This window comes from Zhenhengia yiwuensis (assembly GCF_014384995.1).
Lineage (GTDB): Bacteria > Bacillota > Clostridia > Lachnospirales > Cellulosilyticaceae > Zhenhengia > Zhenhengia yiwuensis.
In genome coordinates this window covers 130,407-144,956 of the sequence record NZ_JACRSY010000005.1, presented here as the reverse complement: position 1 = coordinate 144,956, position 14,550 = coordinate 130,407, and the positions used below count along the sequence as shown (strand labels likewise).

General features: G+C 37.5%; 14 protein-coding genes. 12 read left to right on the top strand and 2 right to left on the bottom strand.

Annotated elements, in window-relative coordinates; all coding sequences use genetic code 11:
- Positions 1-18: 18 nt before the first annotated feature.
- From H8718_RS04665 to H8718_RS04620, 10 genes are all read left to right on the top strand, one after another.
- Entirely contained in the window at positions 19-585 is a 567-nt protein-coding gene (locus tag H8718_RS04665; protein WP_177670398.1) for a hypothetical protein, read from the top strand.
- A 5-nt stretch (positions 586-590) separates the two neighbouring features.
- Positions 591-2,000 carry a hypothetical protein gene (locus tag H8718_RS04660; RefSeq protein ID WP_249331932.1) on the top strand — a complete coding sequence of 470 codons (1,410 nt, stop codon included), beginning with the start codon at positions 591-593 and terminating at the stop codon, positions 1,998-2,000.
- Between the two features lie 77 nt (positions 2,001-2,077).
- Positions 2,078-2,980 carry a two-component system regulatory protein YycI gene (locus H8718_RS04655; RefSeq protein WP_249331930.1) on the top strand — a complete coding sequence of 301 codons (903 nt, stop codon included), beginning with the start codon at positions 2,078-2,080 and terminating at the stop codon, positions 2,978-2,980.
- Positions 2,981-3,085: 105 nt separating this feature from the next.
- Positions 3,086-4,336 carry a UDP-N-acetylglucosamine 1-carboxyvinyltransferase gene (locus tag H8718_RS04650; protein WP_177670404.1) on the top strand — a complete coding sequence of 417 codons (1,251 nt, stop codon included), beginning with the start codon at positions 3,086-3,088 and terminating at the stop codon, positions 4,334-4,336.
- A 1,087-nt stretch (positions 4,337-5,423) separates the two neighbouring features.
- Positions 5,424-5,879, top strand: coding sequence for a hypothetical protein (locus H8718_RS04645; protein WP_249331928.1), 456 nt, complete (start codon positions 5,424-5,426; stop codon positions 5,877-5,879).
- Between the two features lie 90 nt (positions 5,880-5,969).
- Entirely contained in the window at positions 5,970-6,785 is an 816-nt protein-coding gene (locus H8718_RS04640; protein WP_249331926.1) for a purine-nucleoside phosphorylase, read from the top strand.
- A 214-nt stretch (positions 6,786-6,999) separates the two neighbouring features.
- Complete coding sequence (locus tag H8718_RS04635) at positions 7,000-9,885, top strand: EAL domain-containing protein (protein ID WP_249331925.1); 2,886 nt, start codon at positions 7,000-7,002, stop codon at positions 9,883-9,885.
- A gap of 143 nt (positions 9,886-10,028) precedes the next feature.
- Positions 10,029-10,595: an RNA polymerase sigma factor gene (locus H8718_RS04630; protein WP_249331923.1), complete on the top strand. Its 567-nt coding sequence runs from the start codon at positions 10,029-10,031 to the stop codon at positions 10,593-10,595.
- A complete protein-coding gene (locus tag H8718_RS04625; protein ID WP_249331921.1) occupies positions 10,592-11,359 on the top strand; it encodes a hypothetical protein in 768 nt (255 codons plus the stop codon). Before H8718_RS04630 ends, H8718_RS04625 begins: the two co-directional genes overlap by 4 nt.
- 72 nt (positions 11,360-11,431) lie before the next feature.
- Entirely contained in the window at positions 11,432-11,890 is a 459-nt protein-coding gene (locus H8718_RS04620) for a C-GCAxxG-C-C family protein (RefSeq protein ID WP_249331920.1), read from the top strand.
- A 42-nt stretch (positions 11,891-11,932) separates the two neighbouring features.
- Here the strand turns inward: H8718_RS04620 and H8718_RS04615 are convergent, their stop codons facing one another.
- The gene (locus H8718_RS04615; RefSeq protein WP_249331916.1) at positions 11,933-12,703 is read right to left on the bottom strand and encodes a DUF2087 domain-containing protein; all 771 of its coding nucleotides are present in this window, start codon (positions 12,701-12,703) and stop codon (positions 11,933-11,935) included.
- Positions 12,704-12,733: 30 nt separating this feature from the next.
- The gene (locus tag H8718_RS04610) at positions 12,734-13,261 is read right to left on the bottom strand and encodes a GNAT family N-acetyltransferase (protein ID WP_249331914.1); all 528 of its coding nucleotides are present in this window, start codon (positions 13,259-13,261) and stop codon (positions 12,734-12,736) included.
- 193 nt (positions 13,262-13,454) lie between these two features.
- On the opposite strand from H8718_RS04610, the gene H8718_RS04605 reads away from it, so the two are divergent.
- Positions 13,455-13,964 carry a deoxycytidylate deaminase gene (locus H8718_RS04605; RefSeq protein ID WP_249331912.1) on the top strand — a complete coding sequence of 170 codons (510 nt, stop codon included), beginning with the start codon at positions 13,455-13,457 and terminating at the stop codon, positions 13,962-13,964.
- Positions 13,965-13,979: 15 nt separating this feature from the next.
- Entirely contained in the window at positions 13,980-14,492 is a 513-nt protein-coding gene (locus H8718_RS04600) for an NUDIX hydrolase (RefSeq protein ID WP_249331909.1), read from the top strand.
- Positions 14,493-14,550 lie beyond the last annotated feature (58 nt).

Genomic DNA, 14,550 nt, shown 5'->3' with positions numbered 1-14,550 from the left:
AACGGAAGGGGGTTCCACATGAGTAGAATAAAATATCTTATAAGTATAGCTGTATTAGGATGTACCTTTTTAGCACCCAATGCAGTTTATGGGGCAGAGATTAAACCAGAAAAAAAACCAGTACAGACTAAAACAGTACAAACAGTAGCAAAAGAGGAAACACCAACGAGCACTTCATCTGCTATTACATTTGAAAAAGATGAATATGTGAGAATTACCCAATCACTAGCAGGCAAAGAAGAAATTCAAACGTTTGATAGCCAGATTAACATCATGGGTGAAGCACGTACCGGAACAGCTATAGAGATTATTGTGTATACAGGTGATAAGGTAGATAATCCAAAGGCCACTGATACCAATAATTACAAAACCTATACATTAAAAGAAGTAGGGGCAACCATGCTCTTTAGTCAGCTCATTGATCTTAAAGAAGATCAAAATAATGTCGTGATTAGCTATAGCTATCCAGCTGATGAAAAAACAGGTAAGATATACCTTACAATTATAAGAAAAACTGAAAAAGAAAAAGAACAGATTAAATCCTTCATTGTAGATGATGCAACGCTTTTAAGAAGTAAAAGGTGAGAAGTATGAATGCAAGAAGAGAGCGTATGAAACTGATCTTATTAGGTGCTCTTATAATAATAGCTGTAATACAAACAGGAATGTTGTGGCTTGGCGGTATGTCAGGCCACAATTTTTTAAAGCAGACTATTAAGTATGAGCCTATTATGCCTACCAATATATGGTTTGTAGAAACCAGTAACAGTAATACGGGTGTACCCGGTGCCCTTGCTTATCGTTTAGATGATACGACAGGAAATGAAAAAAGAGAATATGAAAGGCTTATAGGTGAGCTTTCAAAGCTAATGGATAGGCAGAATGAAGAAGGTAATATGCAGAAAACAGATGGTGTAGACTGGGTAAAACTTCTAAGTATGCCAAGTGTTATTTATGAGTATGAATTGCCGATAGATCTCGCTTCGATTACAGGAGAGAGTCAAAACCAATTGATTAAAGAAAAGATAGACCATGTCATTATCTATTCTAAAAATAAATTTGAGAAAGAGGCGACGCTTTTCTTAGTCAACTCAGAAGAAGATTTTATGTATGAACTGAGCGCGGTGGGAACCTTTGATGATATTGAGAAAATCTATAAGGTACTTACAGCAGATGACCTTAAAAGGCATATTATGGCTTATCAGCCTAGTGCTACCATTGATAAGGTGCGTTTAGCAGGCAATAGCTTTTTACCTACAAGTAGCAAAGAAATCCTTCTTAATTATGAGGTACTGACATCGTATAATCCTATAGATCTTAGTAGTGAAGAGGGCTATGAAAAGCTTGAAAGTATGATTAATGGTCTTTTTGTAAGTCCTTTAGTTAAAGAGATGGTGCAGCAAGATGAAAATGTTATTTATACTGAAGATATGAAAACGTTAGTGGTCTATAGGCCTGAAGGGGTTATAGAATACTTAAATCTGGCACCAAGGAAGCTGCAAACAGGGACAAGTATGCTAAAAGGCTATAATGTTGCCCTAGAATTTATAGATAGGGTGCAAGTGATGCCTAAAAGTATAGCAGATAACTTATACTTAGCAGATGTGAAACAAAAGGGGCTAGACTTTACTTACTCTTTTAATATGATGTATGAGGGTTATCGTTTACAACTTTCAGAGGAAATGAAGGCCAATTTGGGAATGGATGACTTGGTGCAGGTAGTAGTAAGAGGGACAGATGTGATAGAGGCTCATTTCTCTACTCTTGAGGTTGTACCTAAAGAAGTAGAGCTTAAAGCACTGAGTACCCATTACCTAGAGCCCATTGATAAGATGTATACCTTATTTGAGAAGCAAGGGATTGAGGATTTTATGATTGACCACTTAGAACTGGTTTATTTGTTAGAAGGTATAGGAGAAGATATTGATATGACTTGGGGTGCTGTTTATGACCATAAATGGTATTACCCATTAATCATGAGGCAGATACCAGGCTTTTAAAACGCCTAGTATTCTGCCTATACTTTTGAAGACAAACCACATAAAAAAGATATAATAGAGAATAGGAGGGCTGTAAGATGAGATGGAATAAAGCTTTAAACTTCTTACTTATTATCTTTATTTGTTTAAATATAGCGTTAGCATGGATAAATTATAATAGATTTAATGAGTCTTATAAAGTATCTGAAGAGCGTATACAGACTATAAAGGGCATATTAGCAGATAGGAACATACAGGTTAAAGCGGATTTACCAACTTTATTTATACCACGTTCTTCTATTTGGATAGAGTCTATTGAGATTAGCGCATCTTTAAGAGATGCTATTGTTAATAGATTGTTTGGTAAAGAAAGAGCAGATGTTACCATTACAAATGAAGTAAGTGGAGACTATGGGAAAAATGCTCTGATTTACAGTAAAGGAGAGGCCCGGCTTGAATTTTATAAGGACCATATTGGTTATAGGAATGAGGCGGCTAAGAGCAAGGAAACGGCAGTATCCATTAAGCAGGCAAGTAAATTTGCAAAAGACTTTATAAGACAGCTTGATTTGGCTGATCATCTTAAAGAAGTAAAAATTGACTATAGAAGTGAGTCATATGGCATAGCAGTGACATATTATGAAGTATATAGAGGTTTACCTATTTTTGACAGCTATGTAAAAATGAAAATATCTCCTAATGGAGTATTTGAAGCAGAGGTAAGGTGCCTTGAGGTAACAGATAAGGTCAGTCTTACGAAACCTTTATATCCTATTGACCAAGTCTTATTTGCATTACAGAAGCCGAAAGTAGAAAATGAGACCTATGTCATTGAATCCGTAGAACTTGGCTATAGGTTAGATCATTCAGAAGGCATGCATATTTTGTCTGAAGAAGCTGTGCCTGTGTATAAAATTACAATAGAAGGTTTAAGTGATCCTATATTTGTCAATGCTTATACAAATACCTATGAAGAAATACTTTTTATTTCCCAAGTTTAATGGTATAATGAAAATTGACTAATTCTGAGGCGCGATAGGCCATGTTGCAATAGATATAACAAGAGTTAAACGAAAATAATAAATACAAATTAAGAGGTGTTTAGGTTGAGCAAGCTATGTATACGAGGTGGTAAACGCCTAACCGGAGATGTAGTAATTAGTGGCGCTAAAAATGCAGCAGTGGCTATACTACCCGCTGCACTTTTAGTAGATGGAATATGTGAAATTGAAAATTTACCATATATTAAGGATGTAGTTTTATTAACTGAAGCGATGCAATCTTTAGGAGCTATTACAAGTTTTGAAGATAAACACACTGTTAAAGTGGATGCAACAACCGTATACAGTTACTGTGCTACAGAGGAAAGTATAGGGAAGATGAGAGCGTCCTATTACCTTATAGGAGCCCTTCTTGGACGTTTTGGGAAAGCAGAAGTTGCTATGCCAGGTGGTTGTAACTTTGGAAAACGCCCAATTGACCAGCATATTAAAGGTTTTGAAGCACTTGGAGCGAATGTTGAAGTGCGAGGAGAGACAATTTACGCAACAGCAGAAAAGTTAAAAGGTACACACATTTATCTTGATGTGGTGAGTGTAGGTGCAACAATCAACATCATGTTAGCAGCAGTTCTAGCAGAAGGGACAACTACTATCGAAAATGCTGCAAAAGAGCCTCATATTGTAGATGTGGCGAACTTCCTTAACATGATGGGCGCAAACATCAAAGGTGCAGGTACAGATGTTATTCGCGTTAAAGGTGTAGAGAAGCTACAAGGTGGGAAATACTCCATTATTCCTGATCAAATTGAAGCAGGAACTTATATGATGGCAGCAGCTATCACAGGTGGAGAGGTATATGTACGGAATATTATTCCTGAACATATGGAGTCTGTGTCACTCAAAATGCGTGAGATGGGTGTGGAGATTGAAGAGGGAGATGACTATATTCATGTATCAGCAGGTAAAGATCTTATTGCAACGAACGTCAAAACTTTACCTCATCCAGGATTCCCAACAGATCTTCAGCCACAAATGACAGTGCTTCTTAGTACGGCAATGGGCAGAAGCACAATGCTTGAGAGCGTATTTGAAAATCGCTTCCAATATGTTGATCAGTTAAATAATATGGGTACAAACATTACTGTATATGGTAATAAAGCAGAAATTGAAGGTGTAAGCCAGCTACAAGGAAGTGAAGTGACTGCAACAGACCTTAGAGCAGGGGCTGCCATGATTCTTGCAGGACTCAAAGCTGATGGTGAGACTTATATTAATGAGATTAAGTATATCGACAGAGGCTATGAGTGTGTAGAAGAGAAAATGAGAGCACTTGGTGCTGATATAACAAGAATTTAATGAGGGAGTTGCCTGGGGCGGCTCCTTTTTTTGGTATGCGTGAGATGAAAGGTGTGGGTAGAGGAACTCTTCCGTCTTCTGTTTCCAGGTTGATAAGAGCCTCTAAGTTTGATGTCCTCATGAACGCTCACAACTCGCTACGCTCAAACAGTTCGCTAAGATCCATGAGTACATCTTCTCTAAGAGGCTCTAATCAATCTTTCAAAGGAAGCCTACAGAGCCCTCTACCCACACTCGTCTAACGAAAGGAAGAAAGAGTCACATGAGGTGGCTGAGGAGAAGCTTCCAATTTCTACTTCTAGAAGGCTAAGAACCTCTAAGCTCAATGGGTTCATAAACGCTGCAAACTCGCTACACTCAAACAGTGCAGCTAAGTACTATGAACCCATTTTCACAAAGAGGTTCTAAGCAACCTTTCAAAGGAAATTTCCAGTTTCTCCTCAGCCACCGGCAAGGAGCCTCGCGAAGGAAGCTTTCAGAGCCTCTCTCCGCCTAGCCCTTATGCACTTCGTGTATAAAGAGAGGAGGGGACTTCAAAGGAGGTCTACAGAGTCTCCCTACCCACGCCCGTCTAACGAAAGGAAGAAAGAGTCGCATGAGGTGGCTGAGGAGAAGCTTCCAATTTCTACTTCTAGAACGCTAAGAACCTCTAAGCTCAATGGGTTCATAAACGCTGCAAACTCGCTACGCTCAAACAGTGCAGCTAAGTACTATGAACCCATTTTCACAAAGAGGTTCTAAGCAACCTTTCAAAGGAAATTTCCAGTTTCTCCTCAGCCACCGGCAAGGAGCCTCGCGAAGGAAGCTTTCAGAGCCTCTCTCCATCTAGCCCTTATGCACTTCGTGTATAAAGAGAGGAGGGGACTTCAAAGGAAGCCTACAGAGTCCCCTACCCACGGATATCTAACGAAAAGAAGAAAGAGCCACATGAGGTGGCTGAGGAGAAGCTTCCAATTTCTGCTTCTAGAACGCTAAGAACCTCTAAGCTCAATGGGTTCATAAACACTGCAAGGGGCCCTGCGAAGGAACCTTTAGGAGAGTTGGGGAGTCTAATAGGGTATAGAGTATAGAGAAAAGAGGGTTATGGATGAGGAAAGTACTGGTCCTATTATTAAGTATTATGCTTTTGGGGATTGTAGGGTGCAATGTAGAAAGTGGGATGGATATACCTGATTTAGAGGTCATGTATAAGGGTGAAGTGATTGAAGTTATGAAAGGTGGATATAACTGGACGACAAAGAGTGGATTATGGGGGGAGGAGTCTGTTATTGTAGATGAGGCTAGTCCTGAGGATATTGCGAAGGGTATGGAGGGGAATAGAGTCCCAGTAGGGGCGAAACTCGATTTAGTTTTTTCTAAGGAACCTATTAGCTTTAAGGTAGTTAATTGGGGGGAACCAGGTGAATGTCAATTAACTGCTGCACCAAATACTTTGACAATACCGGAAGAGGAAGGAACTTATATTATTGAAGTGATTGGAGAGTGGAAAGAGGGCCAGGTCTCTTGTACTTTCAAAATAAGTGGGCATAAGAATAAGGATTAAAATAGAGCCTAAATAAATTTAAAATATCGTGTATAATAAGTATGTAGGATACAAATGACATCATATTTAGAGCATAAGGAGGCATAAAGTATGTACGAACGAGTTATGGAAACAAAAGAGTATATTTTAAATCAGGTAACTTACCGTCCAAAGATTGGGGTCATCTTAGGTTCTGGTTTAGGGGACTTAGTTGATTTAGTAGAAAATAAACAAACGATTAAATATGAAGAGATTCCTCATTTCCCACAGTCTACAGTAGAGGGGCATGCAGGACAATTAGTATTTGGTACGATTAAAGGTGTGGAAGTTATGCTTATGCAAGGACGTTTCCACTATTATGAAGGGTACACGATGAAAGAAGTTACCTATCCCGTATATGTAATGAAACAATTAGGTATTGAAAACATGATTGTAACCAATGCTTGTGGGGGTATCAATACAGATTTTGAACCCGGTACACTTATGCTGATTGATGATTTCATCAACCTTATGGGTACAAATCCACTTATTGGCCTTAATGATGAGCGTTTCGGACCACGTTTCCCAGATATGTCAGAGCCTTATAGCTTAGAACTGATGGAAAATGCAAAGAAATTAGCAGATGAAATAGGTGTAGCTTATAAACAAGGTGTCTATGCAGCTTGTACAGGTCCATACTATGAAACAGCAGCAGAAATCCGTAGCTATGCACGTATGGGAATTGATGCAATCGGTATGTCTACAGTGCCAGAGACTATTGTAGCGAACTATTTAGGGATGAAAGTATTAGGTATCTCATGTATCACCAATATGGCAACAGGTATTCAGGAGTGCAAGCATTCACACCAAAGAGTAGTAGAGACAGCACAAAAAGCATCAGCCAATCTTTGCAAATGGGTTGCTAGAGTTATAGAAGGAATGAAATAAGATAAAAATTATAAATGCACAAAAGGGATAAATAGAACCTATTTATCCCTTTTGTGCATTTATAATAAATTAAAGGATATAAGGATAAAAATATGTTGAAATATAAATAAATTTGTAAAAGAATGAAGAAAATCATTAGAAATGAATTGAATGATAACACGCGAAATAATAAAATAGAAAGATGACTCTTTATAAGACAGATAGAAATAAGGGGGTGAAGGAGATAAATAAGGTAAGCAAGAGGGGATATATAGCCCTATGTATTATGATTTTTATATTTGCTCTAGTAGATATAGATTATTTATATGCCAGTGAGCAAAAGATAAAAATTGGCTATATACCTAATTATGGGACCTTGATAGATTGGGAAGATGAAAATAAAAAGGGCTATGGCTATGATTATTTTGATGAAATCTCAAAGTATACAGGATGGGAGTATGAGTATATTCCTTGTACTTTGGAGGAAGGGCTAGAAATGCTCCAAAAGGGAGAGATTGATATTTTTGGCCCTATGCAGAAAACACTTGAGAGAGAAGAAGTTTTTGATTTTACAGAAGCTAATTTTGGCTATGAATTTGGACTAATCTATGCGTATGAAGAGAGTCCCTTTTACTATAAGGATTTTGAAGATTTCAATGGGATGCGCGTAGGTGTACAAAATCAAAGTTTTTATTTAAATGAAATGAAGTCCTACTGCCAAAAAAACAATATAGAGGTAGAGTTTGTAGAGGCTGGGAGTAGTAATATTGACGATGAACTAAGAGATGGTAAGTATGATGTGCTTATAAGTGGAAGTCTTTATCATATCCCTAATATAAAAATTGTAGGAAAAATAGCCAATAGGCCTTTCTATTATGCAACGAGCAAAGGTAATCCAGAAATTTTGGAGCAGTTAGAGGAGGCACTACAAGCTATTCGTTTAAATCAGGTTGATTTTCAAGGGGATCTTTATCACAAGTACTATGGGGATAGGCTTATGGGTACGCCAACATATACTAAAGAAGAACTGGATATAATAAAAGCTTATCCTAAACTTGTAGTTGAGATAGAGCCTTGGGCTGTTCCACTTCAGTACATAGATTCTAAAACTGGAGAGGGCAGAGGGATTGTAGTTGATTTATTGAATGAAATAGGTAAGCAGTGTGGTATTGAGTTTGAATATATCCCCTCTACACATGATACAGGTCAGTGTGAAGGAAGAGCTGATTTGTATGCAAGTTATCATAAAGAGCGTTATGGGGTACCTATGTATTTAACCAATAAAATTTTATCAGTCTCTATGGTTTTTGTAGCCCCTAAAGCTTTAGATGTATCAAAGTCTTTAACAGCAGGAATTGCTCAGCTTGATAACATAGATGTTAACCAACTGGCAAAGAGATATCCAGATATAGTCATACAGCAATACTATGCTATTACAGATGTATCCGAATTACTTTCAAGAGAAGAAACAGATTTGGTAGTGACATCCTTATATACTTTTAATGAGCTTGTTAAGTATGGTAATAATAAAAATTATTTAGCATATCCTACAGGAATTGAGTTAGATATTGACTTAGGGGTATCTAAAAATTTACCTAAAAATTTACCTAAAGAGTTTGTTGCCATTTTGAATAAAGCGAGTACAGCTATTTCAAAAGATAAGATAAATTCTATTATTTTTGCTAATACAATAGAACATGTGAGGGCAAGGTCTATAAAAGATATAATAGAAAGGAATTTTCTGGAAATTATTAGGATAATCATTCGAGTACTCCTTATGATCGTATGTTTCATTATTGTTATCGTATATGTTGTAGATAGCAAGAAAAAAGCGATGCAAAAAGTAGCATACGAGGATCCGATTACCGGGTTATCAACCCTTACAAAGTTTAAGTTAGATATTGCTAAAGCTCTAGAAAATGCAGAGCCTGGAGAATATGCATTGCTTGCTTTAGATGTGGATAATTTTAGTTATATTAATAATTGGGTAGGGTATGAAGTAGGGAATAAGGTATTACAAGTATTAGCGAGAGAGCTTCAAGCATCAGCTAAAAACCAAACTTTTTTAGCAAGGGAAGGTTCAGATATATTTTTAATCTTTACAAATCTAAAAGACTTAAGTGCCCCAAAAGTTCTAGATGATTATAGGAAGAATATAGTAGAAGCTATTCCAGAACTTAAAAAGCTTAATCATCATCCTACCTTTAATATAGGCATTTATAAAATCACGGATTTAAAGCAGGATATTTCCCATATGATTGACTGCGCTAATATAGCACGGAGAAGAGTAAAAGGACAGTATGGGGATTCTATTGCAGAATACACAGTAGAATTAAATGCCCAAATTCAAAAGCAACGCCAGATTATCCTAGAGATGGAGCAGGCTTTATATACGCAGGAATTTACGATCGTTTTACAGCCTAAGGTTAATTTATTAACAGAGAAGGTAGAGGGAGCAGAAGCTCTCGTGCGCTGGTATAGACCTAATGGTGAGGGGGTTTATCCAGATGAGTTTATTCCACTTTTTGAGCAGAATGGTTTCATTATACGCTTAGATTTATATATGTTTGAGGAAATCTGTAAGCTTATTAGACAGTGGCAGCATGGAGGTGTTCGTCCTCTTCCTAGAGTATCGGTTAATATCTCCCAAGTAACACTTTTATCAGAAGGCTTATGTGAGACACTTATGGAGATTATAAAGGGGTGTCAAGTAAGTACCAAGTATATTGAACTGGAGCTGACAGAAAGTGCATTTTCAACGAATATGGAGAAGGCTATGCAGGTTGTAGCAAAGCTTAAGCAGTTAGGTTTCTCTATCTCCCTAGATGACTTTGGAAGTGGTTATTCTTCTTTTAATATGTTAAAAGATATTCATGTCGATGTGATTAAAATCGATAAGGAATTTCTCAATCATCATGTTTTAACAGAGAATGATATAGAGATTATTCGTCATATTGTAGATATTGCTAAGGTACTTAAGATGAAAACAGTTATAGAAGGGGTTGAAACCAAAGAACAGGTAGACGTATTAAGGGAAATAGGATGTAACCTAGCGCAAGGTTATTATTTTGCTAAACCTCTTACAAAAGAAGCTTTTGAGCACTATTTTAATGAAAAATAAAAGGTGGATACGTAATAAGATAAATGATAAGGTGAAGATACAGGGCTTCACCTTATTTTTTATAAAAAATATCAATTAAAATGAACCAAAGGATGAAAACGTGTCTCTTTATAAATAGGTGCACCTAAGAAGGAGGAAGTAAGATGGATGAAATAGAGCTGGTAAAAGCAGTGCAACAAGGGAATATGAAGGCTTTCGAGGATTTGTTTGAAAGCGACAAGAATAGGGCGATTAAGACTGTTTATCTTATGACCGGACATAAGCAGATGGCAGAAGATATCGTACAAGAGGCTTTTACCACTTGTTATCTATCCATTGGTAAGCTCAAAAAGCCCGAATGTTTTAAGACTTGGTTCTTTAAGCTCTTAACAAGGACTGCTTGGCGAAGTATAAAGAAGGAAAGAAGTTTAGTTCCAACAGAGACGATTAGTGAGCTTATAGAAGAAGCTCATTTAATAGAAGGGGCAAAGAGTTTAGAAAGTAGATATGAGTATGAGGCTTTGTATGAACAGATTTTAAGGCTAGACTATCCTTTACAGACTACGCTTATCTTGTATTACTACAACGAACTGACCGTTAAAGAGATTGCAAAGGTTATGGGCTGCTTCGAAGGAACAGTCAAATCAAGGCTTTACACAGCAAGAAAAAGACTAAAGCTTCATTTACTTGAGCAAGAAGAAACTGAGCCAAGAAAGGTTGTGAGGGTATGATTAAAAAAGTATTCATTCAAAAGGCTGATGAAATAGAGGCAAAAGATGTTTTACTCAGTCAAATTAAAGCACGTATTTATGAGGAGGAGCAAAAGCATATGAGTTCTAAAAAGTTTTCATTTAAAAATAAGAAAAAATTAATCACAGTAATGGTAAGTTGCTTAGCACTAGTGTCTATTACAGTTATAGGAAGTTCTATAGGCAAAGCATGGATTGGGCATAGTAGCCTGAGATATAGTAGCTTCCCAGAGCAGGCTGTTGTACAGAAGGATATAGGTTTCTTACCTAAATATGTAGAAAGTTTACCTGGTGGATTTAACTTCTTCATGGGCCACGTTGGAGAGAATGCCTTAGTAGATGATGTGAATAGACCTATTGTGGAAGCGAAAAGTTTATCTTTAGGTTATAAACAAGAGGGGGCAGATAAACAAGTAACGCTAAGTGCAGAGAAAATGCCAGAACAGTATATGATGTTAGGAGAAGGGAATACACTTATAGATACTTATAAAGACACCTCTCTTTATTATTATGAGAAAATGTATAAATTTGTCCCAGAAAGTTATGAGCTTACAGAGGAAGACCAAGTAGCTCTTGAAAGTGGACAAATTGAGGTTTCTTTTGGGACGGATGAGGTATTTGTAGAAAAGGTACAATATCTTCAATGGCATGAAGGAGATATCCTCTATTCAATAGGAGGTAGTGGTATTGACTTACCAGTAGAAGACCTTGTGGCAATGGCTCAAACGATTATAGATGCTGAGTAAGATTTGAATTCTAGGACGTAGTTTGCTATAGTTAGAGCGAAGCGATAAAGGGTGACATAGAAGAGGTGGACAATGAATAAACAATTACAAGCAGCCCAGCATCATGATGCAGGCTATAACTGTAGTCAAGCTGTGCTCATTGCATTTTGCAAGGAGCTAGGCCTAAGCCAGGAGATGGCGGCGAGAGTAGCCACTGGATTTGGTGGTGGTATGAGACACGGCGGAACATGTGGTGGCGTAACAGGTGCACTGATGGTACTAGGCCTTAAATACGGGCAAGTAGAAGCAAGTGACCAAGAAACCAAGATGAAGGCTTATAAAATGGTTCAGGAGTTTCAAGCACGTTTTGCTAAAAAGCATGGCACTATTGTATGTAAAGAATTATTAGGCCATAACATTGGTACAGAAGAAGGTATGAAATTCATCAAGGAGCAAGGCCTTCTTCAGAGTAAATGTAATACATTCATTGCAGATGCCATTACCATAGTAGAAGAAATGATACAAGAGCAAGAGCTAGAGAATAATGAATAGAATAAGGGCCTCCCGTATGGGCAGGCCTTATTTTATTGCCCCTTATTCCTTAATCCAATACTGCGCCCCACCATCTACACGGTCCATAAAACCATATTCAATAAGGGCACGGCGCAATGTAACGTAATCGTCATAGATACGTTCCAGTGTGCGGTTGATTTCGGCCTCACTGTAGAAACGACCTTTTTTAAAGAGTGTGCTAAGGTGACTAAGGACAATGATTTTACGTTTTTCTTTAGCGGGGTAATTCTTAAGTCTACCTACTTCATCAAAGTAAGTGGATAAGATTTTTTGCTTCTCAGCTTCTGTTGTATCATACCTGTCATCTACCATGGTGGCGGTTTTAGAAGTTTCCTGAAGTTTAGAGTCGCCCACTACTGTAAGGGGTTTATTTTGTACATCTTGTAAAAGTTGCATGAGAGCTAAGAAGAGTTTGGCTTGTTTTTCCTTCTCACGCAGTCTGTAGCGGTGATTGCGTACAGTTGAGGGATTAATAGACAGCTTAGTGGCGATTTCCTTATCGCTTATGCCCGTAGCAAGCATTTCAATAAATTGCTTTTGAACTTCAGTAATCCCTAAAAAGTTTGTGTTCATGCCTAGCATATAGTGAAGCATAGAGTCATGCTCCTTGGCAATATGCAGCTGGGCAGTTTTACGCGCATCGTAAAGATTACCGTCTATAGAGTAGATTTGGCCTTTTGTGAAAGTTTCACCACAGATGATACAAGCATAGTCCGTTTCTCTATCCATATAACCTTGTTTAATCGTTTCTAAATCTGCATTCCAAAATAATTCATTAAGATTTTCAATCATTTTGAGTTCCTCCTTTTCCTTATAAATAGACTATAAACAGGATTTATACATTTCTAATAAGACGTAGGAGACGCCATCTATCTGGCGGATACATGCTTTCTCCGTTACAAAACCTATCTTCTTCCAAAATGCATAGCCTATAGTATTAACTTCATAGCAAGCAAGATTAATGCCAGAAAAATGGCTTGCTTTGGCACTTTCTATAAAGATATGGATGAGCTTTTCACCTAATCCTTGATGATGATAGTCAGGATGTAGCATAAATAGACCTAAGTATACTATGTCTTTACTAGGATAGGACTCGATATAATCTAGGATAGCCATACAATCATGGCCTTTATAAAGTGCTATATAGTTCTTCTGTTTCATATCCGTATTGGGCGGCAAGGCAGTAAGATCTTTCCTGCAGGTATCTAAGGAGGGCGTAGGAAATGGGATTTGAGAGTAGTAATAAGTATTGGCCTGCATAAGCTTTAGTACATCGTTTAGATTGTCCTCTGTAATCTTTACAACAGAATAATTTTGCCCTAAGAGATCTTTAAAATGGTTTAACAACATGCTTGTAGATACCTCCTTTGTGGCAAGTATAACACTTGTTAAAAGATAAAACAATAATAAATTCAAACAATATAATTAAAAGATTGGATTTTAGCAAACGATAATATAAAGTGTTTGGTATAAATAGATATTCATTTTTTTTAGGTACTGTGATAAAGTAGAAGTAACAAAAGTTAAGCGTGGAGGATATAGAATGAAAAGACAAGATTACATTTCATGGGATGATTATTTTATGGGGATTGCGCTTCTTGCAGCCAAAAGAAGTAAGGACCCAAGTACACAAGTAGGTGCATGTATCGTAAGTAGTGACCAGATGGAAGGTTCAAGAGCCAATACCATTTTAAGTGTGGGGTATAATGGGTTACCGATAGGATGTGAGGATGAGCATTTTCCTTGGGGCCGAGAAGGGGACTTTTTAGATACAAAATATCCGTTTGTGGTACATGCAGAGCTGAATGCTATTTTAAATGCACAAGGTAAGTCTTTAGTAGGTGCCAAACTTTATGTAGCACTTTTCCCTTGTAATGAATGCTGTAAAGCGATTATTCAATCAGGGATTAGAGAGGTTATTTATTTATCTGATAAGTATGCTGAATCTGATGCCGTTAAAGCATCCAAGCGTATGTTTGAAGCAGCAGGTGTAAAACTCACAAGACTTCAAACCGCTACAAGCAAGATCGAACTCGATTTTGACGTAGAGTAGAAAGGAACTATAAAAATGGCAAAAGAACTATGGGATATATTAGATGCGAAGGGTAATCCAACAGGGCGTGTCATAGAGAGAGGTATGCCACTAGCAGAAGGAGAATATATGCTTGCTGTACATATTTATATTGTAAACAGCAAGGGTGAGTACCTCATGCAAAAGAGATCTAGCACAAAAGAAGTCCTTCCAGGTGTATGGGATACGACAGGCGGTGCAGTAACTTCAGGAGAAGACAGCAGATTAGGTGCCTTAAGAGAAGTAGAAGAAGAGATTGGCATCAGCCTAGAACTAGATGAACTAGAGTACGTTACACGTATTCAAAGGGAACAAAGCTTTGTCGATATTTGGTTTTTAAAGAAAGACTTTGAGGCAGATGCGTGCGTTCTTCAAGAGGAAGAGGTAGAAGCGGTTAAGTGGGTACCCACCCAGGAAATGATGGATCATATTATGAATGCTCCTTGGAGACAAGCTGAATATAGAGAAAAAGTGGTGGGGGCGATTAGAGAAAGGATGGCACATAAATAGGGGTTTATTTCTATTGAAATAATGGTATAATATAAGTAATAAAAAAGAAGAATGCTGG